Source organism: Photobacterium sp. GJ3, assembly GCF_018199995.1.
Classification (GTDB): Bacteria; Pseudomonadota; Gammaproteobacteria; order Enterobacterales; family Vibrionaceae; genus Photobacterium.
Map to the genome: position 1 here is coordinate 2,254,592 of NZ_CP073578.1, position 18,967 is coordinate 2,273,558.

The window sequence follows — 18,967 nt, forward strand, 5'->3', positions numbered from 1 at the left end:
AAAAAAAAACCCGCCAGTTGGCGGGTTTCTCAATCTTGCCTGAAAACGTCTGACTTACCAGCCCGTCACTTCACGCAGTGCTTTACCGATTTCAGCCAGGCTCTTCACAGTTTTCACGCCAGCTGATTCCAGTGCTGCGAACTTGTCTTCCGCAGTCCCTTTACCGCCAGAGATAATCGCCCCTGCGTGGCCCATACGTTTACCCGGAGGCGCAGTCACACCAGCGATATAAGAAACAACAGGCTTAGTTACATTTTCTTTAATGAACGCTGCGGCTTCTTCTTCTGCTGTACCACCGATTTCACCGATCATCACGATCGCTTCAGTCTCTGGGTCTTCCTGGAACAGCTTCAGGATATCGATGAAGTTTGAACCTGGGATCGGGTCACCGCCGATACCAACACAGGTTGACTGGCCGAAGCCTTCATCTGTGGTTTGCTTCACGGCTTCATAAGTCAGTGTACCTGAACGAGATACGATACCCACTTTACCTTTCTTGTGAATGTGACCAGGCATGATACCGATTTTGCACTCATCCGGCGTAATCACACCCGGGCAGTTTGGACCGATCATGCGAACGCCAGCTTCATCCAGCTTCACTTTCACATCAACCATGTCCGTTGTCGGGATACCTTCTGTGATCGTGACGATCAGCTGAATACCCGCGTCAATTGCTTCCAGAATGGCATCTTTACAAAAAGGTGCAGGCACATAGATCACAGTGGCTGTTGCACCCGTCGCTTCAACGGCTTCACGGACTGTGTTAAACACAGGCAGACCCAGATGCGTTGTGCCACCTTTACCCGGAGACACACCACCAACCATTTGTGTACCGTATGCAATTGCCTGCTCAGAGTGGAAAGTACCCTGGCCGCCAGTGAAGCCCTGGCAAATTACTTTGGTGTCTTTGTTAATTAATACAGACATTATTTGCCCTCCGCAGCAGCAACAACTTTCTGAGCAGCGTCGGTGAGCGACTCAGCTGCAATGATATCCAGACCTGACTTCGCCAGCACTTCACGTCCCAGATCCGCATTCGTCCCTTCCAGACGAACCACAACCGGAACAGTCACGCCAACTTCTTTCACAGCGCCGATGATGCCTTCTGCGATCATGTCGCAACGGACAATCCCACCGAAAATGTTCACCAGAACGGCTTTGACGTTGTCATCAGACAGGATGATCTTGAATGCTTCTGCGACGCGCTCTTTCGTTGCACCGCCACCAACATCCAGGAAGTTTGCAGGTTTGCCACCGTGCAGGTTCACGATGTCCATTGTACCCATCGCCAGGCCAGCACCATTGACCATACAGCCAACGTTACCGTCCAGAGCAACATAATTCAGTTCCCACTGTGCAGCGTGTGCTTCACGGGCATCTTCCTGAGAAGCATCGTGCATTTCACGCAGTTTTGGCTGACGGTACATCGCATTGGAGTCAATGTTGATTTTACCGTCCAGACACAGCAGGTTACCGTCGCCAGTGATGACCAGCGGGTTGATTTCCAACAGCGCCAGATCGTAGCGGGCAAACATCTCACCCAGACCCATGAAGATCTTAGTGAACTGCTTGATTTGATCGCCTTTCAGGCCCAGCTTGAATGCCAGCTCACGACCCTGATAAGCCTGAGGGCCAACCAGTGGATCAATGGCAGCTTTGTGGATCAGTTCCGGGGTTTCTTCCGCAACTTTCTCGATTTCTACACCACCTTCAGTCGATGCCATGAACACGATACGGCGTGTACCACGATCGACCACTGCACCCAGGTACAGTTCATTAGCGATGTTCGACGCTTCTTCAACCAGAATTTTTGTCACTGGCTGACCGTTTGCGTCTGTTTGATAAGTCACCAGGTTTTTACCCAGCCACTTTTGTGCGAATTCTTTGATGCCTTCTTTATTGTCGTGCAGCTCAACGCCACCCGCTTTACCACGGCCACCCGCGTGAACCTGACATTTGACAACCCATTTGTTGCCGCCAATTTTACCAGCCGCTTCCGCAGCCTCTTGTGGGGTATCACATGCATAGCCTTCAGGAACTGGCAGGCCATACTCAGCAAAAAGTTGTTTTGCCTGATATTCGTGCAGATTCATTATGTTCTATCCGTTATCTAATCCCTGTGGGACGTGTTATATCCATTGAAATACTCTTGGGTATTTCTTCTTCAGTCATTCCGGCTAAACGCCGCCACCATAACAGGTGGCGGCAGCTTCAGCGCGGTTTACACGTCCAGTAGCAGACGCGTTGGGTCTTCAAGAAGCTCTTTAATCGTCACCAAGTAGCCTACAGACTCTTTGCCATCAATCAGACGGTGGTCATAGGACAACGCCAGGTACATCATTGGCAGGATTTCGACCTTGCCGTTCACCGCCATTGGACGGTCCTGGATTTTGTGCATTCCCAAAATCGCAGCCTGTGGCGGGTTGATGATTGGTGTAGACATCAGTGAACCGAAGACGCCACCATTGGTAATCGTGAAGTTACCACCAGTCAGTTCATCCACAGTCAGCTTACCGTCACGGCCTTTGATTGCCAGCTCACGGATGCCTTTTTCAATCTCAGCCAGGCTCAGCTTGTCGCAGTCACGCAGGACAGGAGTCACCAGACCACGTGGCGTAGACACAGCGATGCTCACATCAAAGAAGTTGTGATAAACAATGTCATCACCATCAATTGATGCATTCACTTCCGGGAAACGCTTCAGCGCTTCAACCACAGCCTTCACGTAGAAAGACATGAAGCCCAGACGGATGCCGTGACGCTCTTCAAAGATGTCTTTGTACTGCTGACGCAGATCCATGATCGGCTTCATGTTAACTTCGTTGAAGGTTGTCAGCATTGCGGTGCTGTTCTTCGCTTCCAGCAGACGCTCTGCCACACGCTTCCGCAGACGAGTCATCGGCACGCGTTTCTCGCTGCGGTGTGCCAGAGGTGCTTCCACTTTCGCTTCAGCAGCGGGTGCTGCAGCCGAAGATTTGCCGCCTTTCACAAAGGCTTCAACGTCTTCACGGGTGATACGACCACCCACGCCAGTGCCTTTCACAGCCGAAGCATCAATGCCATGCTCGCTGATCAGACGGCGGACAGCAGGGCTCAGTGCATCGCTGGTCTCTTCAGACAATGACGCGGTTGAACGCTTGTTCGGAGACGCTTCAGCACTTGCAGGCACATCTTTGGTTGGTTCACCGGCGACTGCGCCAGCTTTGATCTTACCCAGCAGCTGCTTGGTCAGTACCGTGGTACCTTCTTCTTCAAAAATCGCTTCCAGAATGCCATCTTCAGGCGCTGGCACTTCCAGCACGACTTTGTCAGTTTCGATATCGACCAGAACTTCGTCACGGCTCACTGCATCACCCGGTTTTTTGTGCCAGGTTGCTACGGTTGCATCTGCTACTGATTCAGGTAAATCGGGAACCAGAATTTCGATTGTCATCTCAGTTTGTCCTTTTTGTTCCAGCTCTGGGTTTATTGTTCTGTGATCAATGCGTCGTCAATCAACGCTTTCTGTTGTTTCAAGTGTACTGACATATAACCAACGGCAGGCGATGCGGATGCAGGGCGGCCGGCGTATGTCAGTTGCGCACCTGCAGGCAGGGCGGCACGGAAGTTATGTTGGCTGCTGTACCAGGCCCCCTGGTTTTGCGGCTCTTCCTGACACCAAACGAAATCGGTGACATGCTGATAGTCCGCCAGTGCAGCTTCAACGTCCTCTTTCGGGAACGGATACAGCTGCTCAATCCGAATAATCGCGACATCGGTTTGTTCGCGCTTGCGACGCTGTTCCAGCAAATCGTAATACACTTTGCCTGAACACATCACAACACGCCTCACCTGTTTCGCATCCAGTGCATCCACTTCGCCGATCGCTGGCTGGAAGTTACCATCAGCCAATTCATCCATGCTGGACGTACACAGCGGGTGACGCAGCAGGGATTTCGGAGACATCACAATCAGTGGACGACGCATTGGGCGCAGCACCTGACGGCGGATCATGTGGTACACCTGTGCCGGCGTTGAAGGAATGACAACCTGCATATTCTGTTCAGCACACAACTGCAGATAACGCTCCAGACGTGCAGAGGAGTGCTCCGGACCCTGGCCTTCATAACCGTGTGGCAGCAGCATGGTCAAACCGCACATACGGCCCCATTTCTGCTCACCAGAGCTGATGAACTGGTCGATCACAACCTGAGCACCGTTGGCGAAATCACCAAACTGAGCTTCCCAGATCGTCAGACCGCCTGGTTCTGCGGTGGCGTAACCATATTCAAATGCAAGAACCGCTTCTTCAGACAAAACAGAGTCGAAGACCTGGAACGGACCTTGTTTATCATGAATGTTCGCCAGTGGCATATAAGTGCTGGCGTCAGTCTGGTTATGCAATACCGCATGGCGGTGGAAGAAAGTACCCCGACCGGAATCCTGACCGGTAATCCGGATACGGTGACCTTCGTCAACCAGCGTTGCATAAGCCAGAATTTCAGCCATGCCCCAGTCAACGGCTTTCTCACCGGCAACCATCGACTGACGGTCGTTGTACAGCTTCTGCACACGACTTTGCAGCTTATGGCTGTCAGGATGCTGACAAACACGCTGGCCCAGCTCGTGTAAACGCTGGCGGTCAATGGTATTCGGCCACTCAACGGTCCAGTCGTGACCCAGGTACGGAGACCAGTCAACAGAGTGAAGCTTCATCGGACGCCACTCTTTCACGACACACTCGCCGCGATCCAGCGCATCACGATATTCATTCACCAGCGAGGTTGCCGTTTCTGCCTCGATGAATTTCTCATCCACCAGAGCGTCGGCATAGATCTTACGTGGCGTCGGATGTTTCTTGATTTTCTGGTACATCAGCGGCTGAGTCGCATTCGGCTCGTCCGCTTCGTTGTGACCATGACGGCGGTAACACACCAGATCAATAACAACATCACGCTTAAATTCGTTACGGAAATCCAGCGCCAGACGGGTGACAAAAGCCACAGCTTCCGGATCGTCTGCATTCACGTGGAAAATCGGTGACTGAACCATCTTCGCAATATCAGTACAGTATTGCGTTGAACGGGTGTCCAGCGGGTTGGAGGTGGTGAAGCCAATCTGGTTGTTGACCACGATGCGAATCGTACCGCCTACTCTGTAACCACGAGACTGGGACATGTTGAAGGTTTCAGCAACAACCCCCTGACCCGCAATTGCAGAGTCACCGTGAATGGTAATCGGCAGAACCATTGAGCCATTTTTATCACCCAGGCGATCCTGACGGGCACGGACAGAGCCCACAACAACAGGATTCACAATTTCCAGGTGAGATGGGTTAAAGGCCAGTGCCAGGTGAACATCACCGCCCGGTGTCGCGAAGTCAGCAGAGAAACCCTGATGATATTTCACATCACCGGTCCCCCAGGATTCACCATGCTTGCCCGCAAACTCGTCAAACAGGTCCTGAGGTTTTTTACCCAGCACGTTGACCAGCATATTCAGACGGCCACGGTGCGCCATCCCAATCACGACTTCACGCACACCACTATGACCTGCAGTCCGGATCAGCTCTTTCATCATTGGGATCAGGGCATCGCCCCCTTCCAGTGAGAAACGCTTCGCACCTGGGAATTTTGCCCCCAGATAACGCTCAAGACCTTCCGCCGCAGTCAGCTCATCCAGGAAAGTCATCTTCTCTTCCTGAGTGAACGTGCCTTGGCCGACCACAGATTCCAGACGCTGCTGAATCCAGCGTTTTTCTTCTGTATCGGTAATGTGCATGTACTCTGCGCCAATCGAACCACAATAGGTTTTTTTGAGCGCGTCGTAGATCTCAGACAGCTTCATCGTCTCTTTGCCCGTGGCAAAGGAACCTACATTGAAGCTTTGGTCAAAATCTTCCGCTGTCAGGTTATGGTAAGCAGGATCTAAGTCAGGAACTCTTTCCTGTTGCCATAATCCCAGCGGGTCCAGGTTCGCATGCTGATGGCCACGGAAACGGTATGCGTTAATCAACTGCAATACCTTCACCTGTTTGGCATCAACATCAGGATCGCTGACGCTAGCACTTAAAAAGGTCGTTTCTTTCGCTAAACGCCGGAAATAATCACGAACACGTGAATGAGGCTGATCAACAACAGCACCATCCACGACAGGCAATTCACTAAAAACGTGACGCCATTCTTCGTCAACTAATTCTGGGTCGCTTAGATACAACTCGTAGAGGTCTTCTACGTAAGTTGCGTTGGCGCCAGCCAGATGTGAAGACTCGAGCCAAGCCTTCATAACGCCGTTCTGCATTGTTTTCCCTTAACCACTTGTTATCGCCACTTGCACCGGCTCATCACCGGGCTGAAAAGCCAGCCAATCATCTTGGCCGGCATATCGATAATTCTATTCAATTACACCGAACGCTTAAGCAACATGGATCGAATATTACCAATTGCTTTTGTCGGATTCAGACCTTTCGGACAAACGCTGACACAGTTCATAATACTGTGGCAACGGAAGACACTGAATGCGTCATCCAGGTCCGAAAGACGTTCTTCTGTTGCAGTATCCCGGCTGTCAATCAGCCAGCGATATGCCGCCAGCAGGCCTGCCGGACCAATAAATTTGTCCGGATTCCACCAGAAAGACGGGCAAGACGTCGAGCAACATGCACACATGATGCACTCATACAGGCCATCCAGATGCGCACGTTCTTCCGGCGACTGCAGATTTTCCCGCGCTGGCGGATGCTCGCCTTCATTGATCAGGAACGGCTTCACCTTCGCATAGTTGGTGTAGAACTGCTCCATATCGATGATCAGGTCACGAATAACAGGCAGGCCTGGCAGCGGACGAATGACAATCGTTTTTTGATTGGTCAGTGCGGACAGCGGTGTAATACACGCCAGACCGTTCTTACCATTCATGTTGATACCATCTGAACCACAAACGCCTTCACGGCAAGAGCGACGGAAAGCCAGCGATGGATCCTGCTCTTTCAGCAGAATCAGTGCATCCAGAACCATCATGTCGGAGCCTTCTGGCACTTCCAACGTGTAACCTTTCATGTGCGGCGCGTTGTCGACATCAGGGTTATAGCGGTAAATCGAGAAATTCAGTTTCATGTTGTTTACCTCCCTTAGTATGTCCGCGCTTTCGGCGGGAATGCTTCACGATGAACCGGGGTCATATTGACATCACGCTTCGACATTTGCTCTGTTTCTGGGTTGTAAATAGAGTGACACAGCCAGTTTGCATCATCACGATCTGGGAAGTCGAAACGGGCGTGCGCACCACGGCTTTCTGTACGATAGTTTGCAGCCACAGCGGTTGCATACGCAGTTTCCATCAGGTTATCCAGTTCCAGGCATTCAATACGCTGGGTGTTAAACTCGCTTGAAGTATCATCCAGACGCGCTTCTTTCAAACGCTCGCGGATTTCTTTCAGCTGATTCAGACCTTCTGCCATCGCAGCACCTTCACGGAATACCGAGAAGTTGTTTTGCATGCAAGATTGCAGATCTTTACGGATCTGTACCGGATCTTCACCTTTTTGCGTGCTGTTCCAGCGGTTCAGACGCGTCAGGGAAGCTTCGATGTCAGATTCTGTTGCCGGACGCGCTTCAGCTTGAGCTGCCAGGGTTTCACCCAGATGCAGGCCAGTCGCACGACCAAATACAACCAGGTCAAGCAGAGAGTTACCGCCCAGGCGGTTCGCACCATGTACAGATACGGATGCGATTTCACCACAGGCAAACAGACCCTGAACTTCTTCGTCCTGACCATTTGCGTTTTGCTTGATGGCTTGTCCGGAAACCTGAGTCGGCACACCGCCCATCATATAGTGGCAGGTTGGAATCACAGGAATGGGCTCTTTCACCGGATCGACGTGCGCAAAGGTACGCGACAGTTCAAGAATGCCTGGCAAACGAGATTCCAGAACATCTTTACCCAGATGATCCAGTTTCAGTTTAATATGTGGTCCCCATGGGCCATCGCAACCGCGGCCTTCACGGATTTCTACCATCATTGAACGGGCAACAACGTCGCGGCCCGCCAGGTCTTTCGCGTTAGGTGCATAGCGTTCCATGAAACGCTCACCATCTTTGTTCAGCAGGTAACCACCTTCACCACGACAACCTTCAGTCACCAGTACACCGGCGCCGGCAATACCGGTTGGGTGGAACTGCCACATTTCGATATCCTGCATGGGTACACCCGCCCGCAATGCCATACCGACACCATCACCGGTATTAATGTGTGCGTTCGTGGTTGACTGATAGATACGGCCTGCACCACCGGTAGCCAAAATTGTGGCCTTGGATTTGAAGTAACAGACTTCTCCGGTTTCCATACACAGAGCGGTACAGCCCAGAATGGCACCGTCTTGGTTTTTGACCAAATCCAGTGCATACCACTCAGAGAAAATCGTGGTCTTATGCTTCACATTTTGCTGGTACAGCGTGTGTAGCAAAGCATGACCGGTACGGTCTGCCGCTGCGGCTGTACGCGCCGCTTGCTCGCCACCGAACTCTTTCGACTGGCCACCAAACGGACGCTGGTAAATACGACCATTATCAAAACGAGAAAAAGGCAGGCCCATTTTTTCCAGTTCAATCACGGACTGAGGGCCATTCTTACACATGTATTCGATCGCGTTCTGGTCACCGATGTAATCAGAGCCTTTCACCGTATCGTACATATGCCATTCCCAGTTATCCGGGTGGGAGTTACCCAGAGCAACAGTGATACCACCCTGTGCAGACACGGTATGGGAACGGGTTGGAAATACTTTAGACAGCAGCGCACATTTCAGGCCCTGCTCAGAAATTTGTAGTGCTGCACGCATGCCTGCACCACCAGCACCGATTACGACGGCGTCAAACTCTCGAACTGCAATGCTCACTTACGCACCCCACACAATAAAGAAACCAGAAAACAGATAGACGAACAGCACAGCGACAATCGCAAGCAACAGACCGGCCCGCAACAGCGCGGGTTTAATGTAGTCTGTCAGCACTTGCCACATCCCAATCCAGCCATGGATGAGAACGGAGACTAAAGCCAACATCGTGAAGACTTTCGTACTCAGCTGTGAAAAGAACGCCGTCCAGGTTTCATAAGTGAGCTCAGGGCCAAAAGCGAAAAAGCACACCATATAAATCGTGTAAAGTGTGAGGATAATTGCGGTAGCACGGACCAGAATAAAGTCGTGGACACCGTTACGTCCGATGGTGGATACGTTATTTACCATACCAGGCCTCCTGCAAACACTGCCATTACCGCCACAATTGCAAAACTGATTTTTGCGCTTTTCGTGCCGGATTCCAGCTCTTCAAAATATCCAAATTCCATGATGAGGTGACGAATGCCCAGCACGATGTGGTAGAAGAGTGCGGTCAGGACACCCCACAGGATGAATTTGACAAAGTAGCTGTCGGTAATTGCAGCGGCTTGTTCAAATCCCTGAGGAGAAGATAAAGAGAGGTTTAGCAGCCATAAAAGGATGGCAAGAGAAACAAAGGTGATCACGCCGGATACACGGTGCAGGATAGACGAGATCGCTGTCAGCGGAAAGCGAATCGTCTGTAGGTCGAGGTTGACAGGTCTTGTCTTGTTAACTTTCACGGTCTTTGCCCACTCAGCTCCATAGAAGCGTTTTATTTTTATAAAACCTCCGGCATGCGTACGCCAAAACAGCGCAACAAAGGCACAACAACTGCGCTACACTTATTTAGCACAAGTCTATGTACAGCAAAGCAAAAGTCGTTTCAGCTCAGGCAGCTAAATTACTAATAACTTTATCATTGTTTCTGGCGATGGCAGAACCAGAGACCTGCGGCGAGTATACGCCTCGCAACAATCAATTACAAACCCTGTTACATGACCTCTAACACGGTTTGAGATGTAGGCCCGCTTTTACTTAAAGTTATTAACAAGCGCACACTCCCATGAAGAGGAATTGACAACATCCTGACCGAGCTGTACAAAGACGACACATCCGATTTCGGGTGAGGATTATAAAATAACAAAGGAGATTGTTATGGCAGACAAGAAAGCTACTCTTCATATTGAAGGGAAAGCACCGGTCGAACTGCCGATTCTCGGGGGCTCACTAGGTCCGGAAGTGCTGGATGTGCGTAAGCTTGGCGCATCGGGCTACTTTACTTTCGACCCTGGTTTCTTAGCTACTGCATCATGTGAATCTCAAATTACGTACATTGATGGTGCGAAAGGTGTGCTGCTTCATCGTGGCTATCCAATCGACCAATTGGCTAATAACGCTGATTACTTAGAAGTCTGTTACATTCTGCTCTATGGCGAAGTACCTACCCGCGCGCAATATGAGCATTTCCGTAAAACAGTCACGCGTCACACCATGGTTCATGAGCAAATTGCAAGTTTCTTCCACGGCTTCCGTCGTGATGCTCACCCAATGGCTGTGATGTGTGGTGTGGTTGGCGCACTGGCTGCGTTCTATCACGATTCACTGGATATCAACAACGACGAGCACCGCGAAATTACCGCGTTCCGCCTGTTGTCGAAAATGCCGACCCTGGCCTCGATGTGTTACAAATACTCGATTGGTCAGCCATTCATCTATCCTCGTAACGATCTGGATTACGCTGAAAACTTCCTGCACATGATGTTTGCAACACCATGTGAAGAATATGAAGTCAGCCCGGTTGTTGCCCGTGCGATGGATAAAATCTTTACACTCCATGCCGATCACGAGCAAAACGCATCCACGTCAACAGTACGCCTGGCTGGCTCTTCCGGTGCGAACCCATTTGCATGTATTGCTGCGGGTATTGCTTCTCTGTGGGGCCCTGCCCATGGTGGTGCTAACGAAGCCTGTCTGCGGATGCTGGAAGAAATTGGCAGTGTCGATAATATTCCTGAGTTTATTGAACGTGCGAAAGACAAAGATGACCCGTTCCGTCTGATGGGCTTCGGTCACCGTGTGTACAAAAACTATGACCCACGTGCAACCGTGATGCGCGATGCATGTCATGAAGTGCTACAAGAGCTGAAGATCAACGATCCACTGCTGGATGTCGCGATGGAACTTGAGCGCATCGCCCTGTCTGATGAATATTTCATTGAGAAGAAACTCTACCCGAACGTGGATTTCTACTCCGGCATCATTCTGAAAGCGATTGGGATTCCTGTGTCTATGTTTACAGTGATCTTCGCGATATCCCGTACAATCGGCTGGATCGCACACTGGAACGAAATGCACAGTGATCCGAACAACCGCATTGGTCGTCCGCGTCAGCTGTACACCGGCCACAAGCAACGTGAGTTCCAACCGCTGCATGAGCGCGAATAAACAACAGTTGCATAACTGATTTGTGATTCAACAAAAAAAGTTGAGCCAAAGGCTCAACTTTTTTTATACCATTCATTGAATTCGGACGTTAAACCGGATTATCGATATCGATAAAGGTCACATCAAGCTGGTGCTCATCCGCCAGCCACTCCCCTAAAGCTTCAACACCATAGCGTTCTGTCGCATGATGCCCGGCACTGTAAAAATGGATACCCTGCTCTCGTGCTGTATGTACAGTCCGTTCGGAAACTTCACCGGTAATATAAGCATCGCAGCCCATTGAAACTGCCAGATCAATAAAATCCTGACCGCCACCAGTACACCAGCCAACTGTTTTAATCTCAGATGGACCACCTTCACCAATGTGTAAGGGCTTTCGGTGTAATGCTGTTTCAATTCTCGCCGCCAATTGCTCACCAGTCAGTGGTGTTGCCAATTCCCCATACACGGCGACCGGATGTGCATTACCCGGCTCCATCCCTCCCAAATACTTAATCCCCAGTAAATCCGCTAATTGAGCATTATTCCCAAGCTCCTGATGAACATCCAATGGGAGGTGATACGCATAAAGGTTAATCCCGTGTTCGATCAGGGCTTTGATCCGCCGGTATTTCATGCCCCGGATTTCAGGCGGTTCGTTTTTCCAGAAAAAGCCATGATGAACCAGCAGAGCATCTGCCTTCAGTTCGATAGCCTGATCGATTAATGCCTGACAAGCCGTCACACCAGTAACAATTTTTTGTACTTCCCCTCGCCCCTCAATCTGCAAACCATTCGGGCAGTAATCCCGGATCAAATGTGGGCTGAGCAAGGTGTTCAGTATCGATTCGAGTTTAAAATTATTCATGCTTACATCCTTCTGAGCGCTTCAGTTGATTGTAACCAACACCTGTGGTGTAGAACCAGCTTCAGTCTCAGAAGAACGTTGTCGTTGCGATTTCAGGGATAAAAAATGCTGCCAGAGGCAGCATTTCAAAACGAATACCAGTAAGCTTGAACACAGTAAATTTAATAGAGTTCCTGTGCGCCCTGTTCTGAGTGCTTCAACCAAACAGGTTTAGTGCTGGTTTTCAGCCACACCTTATGCAAGTAACTATAAACGCGCGCTTTCGTCGAGTATGGCATCAAGAGCAGAAAAGGAAAACTCAGGACACCCGCAATGACAACAAACGTCCGTCGAAGAATAATTTGTTGTGTAGATAAACGTGTAAACATTGTTGCCTCCTGCATAAGCTAACTGGTCATACCTCTTCACTTTAGCGCATTTATGAAATTTTACTACTTTTATTTTTTGTAAACCCTGTAAATAAGATGTAAAACTCGCTCATTTGACTGAATTTTGATGATAAGTTTCATGGATTATGTAAATAAAAAACAAGATCAGCACGAGAAAGATTTTTTCAGTGTGCTGAGTATGCCGGTGTTAACCCAAGGAATCCGACATCAGGTTGATGATCACTGGTTAACTGCATTCAGAAAAAACGCCATCATTCCCTCAGCGGCGACCTACAAGGGCAACCAACGGCTTGGCTTCTATTATCAGTGGTTATGGCAACAGCTCATCGAACATCATCCAGATTACGAGCTCGTTGGCGAAGAACTTCAACTTCAGGAAGGAAAAAGAACCTTAGGGGCAATTGATTTTCTGGTTTACAACAAGATTGAGGCGCAGCTGGAACACTGGGAAGTTGCGATTAAGTTTTATCTGGCACATCAGCATCGGTGGCTAGGGCCCAACTCTGCAGACAATCTGGATAACAAAATCAAAAAAATGGTCGAGCATCAGTTAGAAATGGCCAATCATCCGGCTTATCAAGCACAATATGCGGCAGATTTGGGACAGCCTGTCTGTCAGCGGTTGATCGTTCAGGGAAGACTATTTGAACATTTCCATCAAGAAGAAACGGGCTCAGACTTACCCATCAATCCAGCAGTACAGTCAGGTCGCTGGTGTTTTCAAAGTCAGGCAACCGGCAACCAACTCCGGGCACTGACAAAAAGAGAATGGCTGACCCCTCCGGCATTTAGTTCATCACACCAGGCCTTACTCCCGGACGAAATCACGGTGCCGACACAGGGCATCGACGAAAATCAACAGATCTGGTTTATCGTTCCGGATCACTGGCCATTGCATAACCGGGATCGGCATCTGGCGAAGTAATGACCCAAATCTTTCTGATGAATCGCGCTTGTAGCGTCAACGAAAAAGCCCGCAGCTGAACTTACACCACGGGCTTTTGTGAAGCATGTCAGAGACTTACAGACCCGCGTCTGCAAATACTTTGCTGACAATCTCCTGGGCTTCCGATTCAATCTGACGAAGGTGCGCTTCGCCTTTAAAGCTTTCACAATAGATCTTGTAGATCTCTTCCGTGCCAGAAGGACGCGCCGTAAACCAACCTGAGTCAGTCGTGACTTTCAGGCCGCCAATGGCAGCATTGTTGCCTGGCGCGTGGGTCAAACGAGCTGTGATAACATCACCAGCCAGCGTTTCAGCCCGTACCATGTCTGGTGACAATTGGCTCAAGACGGATTTTTGCTGGCCATTAGCCACAGCCTGAAGGCGGCTGTAACAACACTCACCGTGCTTGTCCGTTAATTGCTGATAGTACTGCTGTGGATTCATCCCGGTCACAGCTGTAATTTCCGCTGCCAGCAAACAAAGTAAAATGCCATCTTTATCTGTGGACCATGGGGTGCCATCTTTACGGAGGAAAGAAGCGCCAGCGCTTTCTTCACCGCCAAAGCCCAATTTGCCACTGTACAGACCATCAACAAACCATTTAAAACCAACCGGTACTTCGCACAGCTCACGACCTAAATCAGCGACAACACGGTCAATGATTGCACTGGAAACCAGCGTTTTACCCACGGCTACATTAGCCTGCCAGTCCGGACGATGGCGGTAGAGATAATCAATACAAACTGCAAGAAAATGGTTCGGATTCATCAGACCCGACGGAGTGACAATACCATGACGGTCAAAGTCCGGATCGTTACCAAACGCCAGATCATAATTATCTTTGTGCGCTAAAAGGCCCGCCATCGCATAAGGGGACGAACAGTCCATCCGTACGACACCATCTTTATCCAGGCTCATAAACCGGAAAGACGGATCAATTGATTCATCCACCAGCGTCAGATCCAGATTGTAATGACGGCCAATGTCACGCCAGTATTCAATCCCCGAGCCACCCAGCGGATCAACCGCCAGTTTCAGATTTGCTCGCTGAATTGCCGCCATATCAATCACATTCACCAGATCTGCCACATAAGGCTTCACCAGATCTTGCTCTACGACAAGCGAACTTGCCATCGCTTCAGACACAGAGATTCGCTTCACATCAGCAAGTCCATGTGCAATCAGCTGGTTCGCTCGATCTTCAATCGCGGTCGTCACCGCGCCTTCTGCCGGACCACCGTGCGGTGGGTTGTACTTGATGCCGCCATCTTGAGGTGGGTTATGCGAAGGCGTAATTACGATGCCATCTGCCTGATTCGCATGGGAAAGATTATAGCTCAGAATGGCATGAGAAATACCTGGGGTCGGTGTATAGCCCTGATTCGCCTGTACAATCACATTGACGTCATTGGCAACCAGCACTTCCAGCGCTGAAAGAAACGCAGGTTCTGACAACGCATGGGTATCTTTGCCTAAGAAAAGCGGCCCCGTAACCCCTTGTTCGCGACGCACATCAGCAACAGCCTGCGCGATAGCCCAAATGTGGTGCTGATTAAAGGTTCCTTTGTCAGCACTGCCGCGATGGCCTGAAGTGCCAAAGGCAACTCGCTGGGCAGGATCTGTCGCTTCAGGTTCAATCAGAAAATAATTGGCCACCAGGGCCGGAATGTTATGCATGTCTTCTTGCCGGGCACGCTGCCCGGCACGAGGATGGATCGCCATGAACATATCCCTTGTACGTCAGTAAGTCGCTTCAGCGTCTGTTAAATTTCACCGCAAACTTTTTCAACGATGTCCTGAGTGAAGTGCATTTTCTGCATCAGTTGCTCAATCATCTGACGTTTACGATCGGTATTCGTATTGGTGATCACCCAAAAAGGTGTCTCTGGAATGGCTTTCGGCTTGGTGGTTTTACCGCTGTTCAGGAGCTTTTCTTCACTGTCAGCAAAATAAATGCGCGTCCGGCCTTTGATTGCCGTCGCATCGGTGAAAGCCTGAGCGTCGATACGATAGAGTGTGGATAGCACCAACATAAAGCGGCCAATTGCTTTTTCCTGACGGGCAAACTCGTCAGAAATCAGCAAGGAACGCATCGCTTTGACCCTGTCTTCCGACTGTGGCAAATTACCTGCATCTTTGCTGACCACAATGCTCTGTGCCATTTTCGGACGAGCGGGCATCACGGGCTGCTGATGATTGTTCACCTGATCCACTTTCAGTAACCGGCGCAGAATATCTGACGCACTTTCACCGATATGCTGAGTCTGGCTGGCAATGTAACGATATAGCTCTTCGTCAACCTCAATAGTTTTCATCGTCGTGTTCATTATCGTTCCGTTCAAAAATCACGGTGAGATTATAACGTGAAGCGAAGGTATACTCTACGCCAAAGCGTTAACAACAAGAGAAATAGTCTGTGAATCTTCATTATCAAATTCAGGGTCAGGGCCCAACCGTCGTACTCATTCATGGCCTGTTTGGCAGTGCTGATAATCTGGGTATCCTTGCCAGAGCTTTGAAAGAGAGCTGCCAGGTCATTAGCGTTGACCTGAGAAATCACGGCCAGTCCCCTCACAGTACGACTTTCACCTATCGCGACATGGCTCAGGATGTCATTGATGTGCTGTCACAACTGAACATCAGTGAATTCAGCGTGATCGGCCACTCCATGGGCGGCAAAGTTGCCATGGCCATGACTGAACTGATACCCGCACAGATTCTTGGCCTGATCGTTTTGGATATGGCCCCGGTGGCTTATCAGGAGCATCGTCACGAAAATGTGTTTGCAGGTTTGCAGGCGGTCCGTCATCAACACATTACAAGCCGTAAAGAAGCTGAGCAATATCTGGCAGAGCATGTACAAGAGTCAGGTGTCCGCCAGTTTCTGCTGAAATCTTTAGCTAAAACAGATAACGGCTTTCAATGGCGCTTTAATGTGGCAGGGCTGATCGCGAACTACAGTACCATCATGGGCTGGGAGCCAGTTCCCCCTTTTTCCGGCCCGACCCTCTTCGTCAAGGGGCAAGAATCAGAGTACATTCAAACGGAGCACAAAGACGCGATTACTGCACAGTTCCCCAATGCCAAGGCACATATGGTGGCAAATACCGGCCATTGGCTCCACGCAGAAAAACCAGAAACCGTGAACCGAATCATTCTGAACTTTTTACAAGCCCTTAAGAATTAACACACCGGGCTCACTGTGCTATAGTGCGCGCCGGATGCAAGTCTGAACTTGCGAAGGAGTAACAGATGTTATACGAGCACATGGATCTGCTGGAATCCGTTGGACTGGATTTATTGTTCGCTGCTATCTTCTTTTTCATTGGTATGGCAATAAAAGATGTCCTGAAGCAAGGCAATGTGCCGCCATTTGGACGAAAAATTGTCTGGCTGGTCTTGTTTTTAGGATGTTTTGGTTTCATATCGAAAGGTGTGATCCAATTAACGATGGAAGGTGCTGGCATAGGCTAATGTCACTCACCTCTCACGCTATATTGTTCAAAAGCGAAATGAGAAAAAGAATCACAATGTTTTTTTCTCAAGCAGACAGTACTGTCACTGACAAATGAACACTTCAGGCTCACACAATGCGCAGTGTTCGCGGTCAGCCTGTTCTATTTCAGATATCGTTAGTCAGAAAAGCTAACGGTCTACAACTTAAACACGGGTAATCTCTACTATGGCGAGTGTAGGACTCTTCTTTGGTAGCGACACAGGTAACACCGAAGCCGTCGCGAAAATGATCCAAAAACAGCTGGGCAAAAGCCTGGTTGAAGTCAAAGACATAGCGAAAAGCAGCAAAGAAGACATTGAAAACTTCGACCTGTTGTTGCTGGGTATCCCGACCTGGTACTACGGTGAAGCTCAGTGTGACTGGGATGATTTCTTCCCAGAGCTGGAAGGCATTGATTTTGAAAACAAACTCGTTGCGATCTTTGGTTGTGGTGATCAGGAAGATTACGCAGAGTATTTCTGTGACGCCATGGGCACAGTTCGCGACATCGTTGAGGGCCGTGGTGCAGTCATCGTGGGTCACTTCCCGACTGAAGGATACGAGTTTGAAGCCTCAAAAGCGCTGGTTGATGACAGCCACTTTGTGGGTCTGTGCATTGATGAAGATCGTCAGCCTGAACTGACAGATGAGCGTGTTGAAAAATGGGTGAAACAGGTTTACGAAGAAATGTGTCTGGCTGAACTGGCCGACTAAGCCTCCCCTGCTCAATAAAAAAACGCGCTGATGCGCGTTTTTTTATGGCTCATTCACGATGGCGTCCTGTGGTAACGACTCTGAATCCGAATCCGCACTTCTGTACTGTGGCTTCTTCCTGACATACAAAACTCGCTTGACGCGTGCCACAATTTCCCCGCGCGTATCTGTCACATTCACGATGAATTCCGGGAAATGCTTCTCCCCCATCGCGGTCGAATGCTTAATGTCCTCGACACAAGCGTCTGAAATCTGAAACACGGCATTCAAGTCAGTCTGTCCCGGTTTCAGGAAATCCACTTCCGCCTGTTTATCCCAAACGTAGTACTCTTTTCCCAGAATCCCCATCAGCATCAGCGCATAAACCGGGTCTGTCAGAGAAAAAATACTCCCGCCATATTGGGTCCGATTGGCATTTTTGTTCCACCAGCGTAGCTTCAGACAAATTTCTACATGCCGAAAATCTTCACTGATATGTCGAATACGTATGCCGGCTCCCCAGAATGGTGGCCAGATATTCAGAGCAAATTTCACAATACCCGGTTTGTAGAATCGATTCACACGCTCACTTCCTTATGATCTGGTACGATGAGTATAGAACACTTTTTTAACATTTATATCAGGCGAATAAAAGTCACAAGTTTCCTAGACCCATTCAGCATTAAGGTTTATTGTTGTGCTGTCGTCACTTATAATGAACAGATATGCGAAAGACTACCGTAACCTTCCATTTTCCCTGTTACGGCTAGCCAAAGGAAACTCGAATGTCAGATAACAACCAAGCACTGAAACAAGCCGGACTTAAAGTCACTCTTCCGCGCCTGAAAATTCTGGAAGTACTGCAAGATCCTGAGTGCCAACACATTAGTGCTGAAGATTTGTACAAGAAGTTGATCGATATCGGTGAAGAGATTGGCCTGGCCACTGTTTACCGAGTCCTGAACCAATTCGACGATGCTGGAATTGTGACCCGTCACCATTTCGAAGGGGGGAAATCCGTCTTTGAACTCTCAACCCAGCATCACCACGATCATCTTGTATGTCTGGATTGCGGCAAAGTGATTGAATTCTCAGATGATTTGATTGAAGACCGTCAACAGCAAATTGCTGAAAGCTATAATATTCGCCTGACCAATCACAGCCTGTACTTATATGGTCATTGCACCGCTGGTGATTGCAACAAAGATGAGAGCCTGCACGACGAGAAAAAATAATTTCACGTCCTGATTACCATAAAAAAACCAGCCAAGTGGCTGGTTTTTTTACATCTTGG

The 18,967-nt window shown here is 49.5% G+C and carries 19 protein-coding genes; 6 read left to right on the plus strand and 13 right to left on the minus strand.

All coding sequences use genetic code 11. The annotated features are described in order from the left end of the window. Nucleotides 1-54: 54 nt before the first annotated feature. The 8 genes from sucD to sdhC all read right to left on the minus strand — a co-directional run bounded on the left by sucD (nt 55) and on the right by sdhC (nt 9,597). Complete coding sequence (sucD, locus tag KDD30_RS10165; protein WP_211645767.1) at nt 55-927, minus strand: succinate--CoA ligase subunit alpha; 873 nt, start codon at nt 925-927, stop codon at nt 55-57. Further along, nucleotides 927-2,093, minus strand: a complete 1,167-nt coding sequence (gene sucC, locus KDD30_RS10170) for an ADP-forming succinate--CoA ligase subunit beta (protein WP_211645768.1) — start codon at nt 2,091-2,093, stop codon at nt 927-929. The genes sucD and sucC overlap by 1 nt, the downstream gene beginning before the upstream one ends. A gap of 128 nt (nt 2,094-2,221) precedes the next feature. After that, the gene (gene odhB / locus KDD30_RS10175; protein WP_211645769.1) at nt 2,222-3,433 is read right to left on the minus strand and encodes a 2-oxoglutarate dehydrogenase complex dihydrolipoyllysine-residue succinyltransferase; all 1,212 of its coding nucleotides are present in this window, start codon (nt 3,431-3,433) and stop codon (nt 2,222-2,224) included. Nucleotides 3,434-3,465: 32 nt separating this feature from the next. Continuing rightward, nucleotides 3,466-6,279, minus strand: coding sequence for a 2-oxoglutarate dehydrogenase E1 component (sucA, locus tag KDD30_RS10180; protein ID WP_211645770.1), 2,814 nt, complete (start codon nt 6,277-6,279; stop codon nt 3,466-3,468). A 101-nt stretch (nt 6,280-6,380) separates the two neighbouring features. Further along, nucleotides 6,381-7,094 (minus strand): succinate dehydrogenase iron-sulfur subunit, encoded by a 714-nt coding sequence (locus tag KDD30_RS10185; RefSeq protein ID WP_211645771.1) that lies wholly within the window; start codon nt 7,092-7,094, stop codon nt 6,381-6,383. Between the two features lie 14 nt (nt 7,095-7,108). Next, nucleotides 7,109-8,875 carry a succinate dehydrogenase flavoprotein subunit gene (gene sdhA, locus KDD30_RS10190; protein ID WP_211645772.1) on the minus strand — a complete coding sequence of 589 codons (1,767 nt, stop codon included), beginning with the start codon at nt 8,873-8,875 and terminating at the stop codon, nt 7,109-7,111. Further along, a complete protein-coding gene (gene sdhD / locus KDD30_RS10195; protein WP_211645773.1) occupies nt 8,876-9,223 on the minus strand; it encodes a succinate dehydrogenase, hydrophobic membrane anchor protein in 348 nt (115 codons plus the stop codon). Continuing rightward, nucleotides 9,217-9,597, minus strand: coding sequence for a succinate dehydrogenase cytochrome b556 subunit (gene sdhC, locus KDD30_RS10200; protein WP_211645774.1), 381 nt, complete (start codon nt 9,595-9,597; stop codon nt 9,217-9,219). Before sdhC ends, sdhD begins: the two co-directional genes overlap by 7 nt. Before the next feature lie 415 nt (nt 9,598-10,012). Between sdhC and KDD30_RS10205 the strand changes: the two genes are divergently transcribed. After that, nucleotides 10,013-11,302, plus strand: coding sequence for a citrate synthase (locus KDD30_RS10205; RefSeq protein WP_211645775.1), 1,290 nt, complete (start codon nt 10,013-10,015; stop codon nt 11,300-11,302). An 88-nt stretch (nt 11,303-11,390) separates the two neighbouring features. Here the strand turns inward: KDD30_RS10205 and KDD30_RS10210 are convergent, their stop codons facing one another. Continuing rightward, nucleotides 11,391-12,149, minus strand: a complete 759-nt coding sequence (locus KDD30_RS10210; protein ID WP_211645776.1) for a Nif3-like dinuclear metal center hexameric protein — start codon at nt 12,147-12,149, stop codon at nt 11,391-11,393. Between the two features lie 161 nt (nt 12,150-12,310). Next, nucleotides 12,311-12,517, minus strand: a complete 207-nt coding sequence (locus KDD30_RS10215) for a DUF2517 family protein (RefSeq protein ID WP_211645777.1) — start codon at nt 12,515-12,517, stop codon at nt 12,311-12,313. 139 nt (nt 12,518-12,656) lie between these two features. On the opposite strand from KDD30_RS10215, the gene KDD30_RS10220 reads away from it, so the two are divergent. After that, nucleotides 12,657-13,463 (plus strand): DUF1853 family protein, encoded by an 807-nt coding sequence (locus tag KDD30_RS10220; protein WP_211645778.1) that lies wholly within the window; start codon nt 12,657-12,659, stop codon nt 13,461-13,463. 96 nt (nt 13,464-13,559) lie between these two features. Here the strand turns inward: KDD30_RS10220 and pgm are convergent, their stop codons facing one another. Next, the gene (gene pgm, locus KDD30_RS10225; protein WP_211645779.1) at nt 13,560-15,206 is read right to left on the minus strand and encodes a phosphoglucomutase (alpha-D-glucose-1,6-bisphosphate-dependent); all 1,647 of its coding nucleotides are present in this window, start codon (nt 15,204-15,206) and stop codon (nt 13,560-13,562) included. Nucleotides 15,207-15,247: 41 nt separating this feature from the next. Next, nucleotides 15,248-15,799 carry a replication initiation negative regulator SeqA gene (seqA, locus tag KDD30_RS10230; protein ID WP_211645780.1) on the minus strand — a complete coding sequence of 184 codons (552 nt, stop codon included), beginning with the start codon at nt 15,797-15,799 and terminating at the stop codon, nt 15,248-15,250. A gap of 101 nt (nt 15,800-15,900) precedes the next feature. Between seqA and KDD30_RS10235 the strand changes: the two genes are divergently transcribed. The 3 genes from KDD30_RS10235 to fldA all read left to right on the plus strand — a co-directional run bounded on the left by KDD30_RS10235 (nt 15,901) and on the right by fldA (nt 17,694). Beyond that, nucleotides 15,901-16,671: an alpha/beta fold hydrolase gene (locus tag KDD30_RS10235; RefSeq protein ID WP_211645781.1), complete on the plus strand. Its 771-nt coding sequence runs from the start codon at nt 15,901-15,903 to the stop codon at nt 16,669-16,671. 65 nt (nt 16,672-16,736) lie between these two features. Continuing rightward, entirely contained in the window at nt 16,737-16,958 is a 222-nt protein-coding gene (locus KDD30_RS10240) for a DUF2788 domain-containing protein (protein WP_211645782.1), read from the plus strand. Nucleotides 16,959-17,166: 208 nt separating this feature from the next. Next, the gene (gene fldA / locus KDD30_RS10245; RefSeq protein ID WP_211645783.1) at nt 17,167-17,694 is read left to right on the plus strand and encodes a flavodoxin FldA; all 528 of its coding nucleotides are present in this window, start codon (nt 17,167-17,169) and stop codon (nt 17,692-17,694) included. Nucleotides 17,695-17,736: 42 nt separating this feature from the next. On the opposite strand, the gene KDD30_RS10250 is transcribed toward fldA, so the two are convergent. After that, nucleotides 17,737-18,255, minus strand: coding sequence for a DUF4442 domain-containing protein (locus KDD30_RS10250; protein ID WP_211645784.1), 519 nt, complete (start codon nt 18,253-18,255; stop codon nt 17,737-17,739). Nucleotides 18,256-18,458: 203 nt separating this feature from the next. On the opposite strand from KDD30_RS10250, the gene fur reads away from it, so the two are divergent. Further along, nucleotides 18,459-18,908: a ferric iron uptake transcriptional regulator gene (fur, locus tag KDD30_RS10255; protein WP_211645785.1), complete on the plus strand. Its 450-nt coding sequence runs from the start codon at nt 18,459-18,461 to the stop codon at nt 18,906-18,908. Nucleotides 18,909-18,967 lie beyond the last annotated feature (59 nt).

Coding starts and splice junctions, on each gene's coding strand:
- sucD (WP_211645767.1), bottom strand. CDS start 927: ATGTCTGTATTAATTAACAAAGACACCAAAGTAATTTGCCAGGGCTTC.
- sucC (WP_211645768.1), bottom strand. CDS start 2,093: ATGAATCTGCACGAATATCAGGCAAAACAACTTTTTGCTGAGTATGGC.
- odhB (WP_211645769.1), bottom strand. CDS start 3,433: ATGACAATCGAAATTCTGGTTCCCGATTTACCTGAATCAGTAGCAGAT.
- sucA (WP_211645770.1), bottom strand. CDS start 6,279: ATGCAGAACGGCGTTATGAAGGCTTGGCTCGAGTCTTCACATCTGGCT.
- KDD30_RS10185 (WP_211645771.1), bottom strand. CDS start 7,094: ATGAAACTGAATTTCTCGATTTACCGCTATAACCCTGATGTCGACAAC.
- sdhD (WP_211645773.1), bottom strand. CDS start 9,223: ATGGTAAATAACGTATCCACCATCGGACGTAACGGTGTCCACGACTTT.
- KDD30_RS10205 (WP_211645775.1), top strand. CDS start 10,013: ATGGCAGACAAGAAAGCTACTCTTCATATTGAAGGGAAAGCACCGGTC.
- KDD30_RS10210 (WP_211645776.1), bottom strand. CDS start 12,149: ATGAATAATTTTAAACTCGAATCGATACTGAACACCTTGCTCAGCCCA.
- KDD30_RS10215 (WP_211645777.1), bottom strand. CDS start 12,517: ATGTTTACACGTTTATCTACACAACAAATTATTCTTCGACGGACGTTT.
- KDD30_RS10220 (WP_211645778.1), top strand. CDS start 12,657: ATGGATTATGTAAATAAAAAACAAGATCAGCACGAGAAAGATTTTTTC.
- pgm (WP_211645779.1), bottom strand. CDS start 15,206: ATGGCGATCCATCCTCGTGCCGGGCAGCGTGCCCGGCAAGAAGACATG.
- seqA (WP_211645780.1), bottom strand. CDS start 15,799: ATGAAAACTATTGAGGTTGACGAAGAGCTATATCGTTACATTGCCAGC.
- KDD30_RS10240 (WP_211645782.1), top strand. CDS start 16,737: ATGTTATACGAGCACATGGATCTGCTGGAATCCGTTGGACTGGATTTA.
- fldA (WP_211645783.1), top strand. CDS start 17,167: ATGGCGAGTGTAGGACTCTTCTTTGGTAGCGACACAGGTAACACCGAA.
- fur (WP_211645785.1), top strand. CDS start 18,459: ATGTCAGATAACAACCAAGCACTGAAACAAGCCGGACTTAAAGTCACT.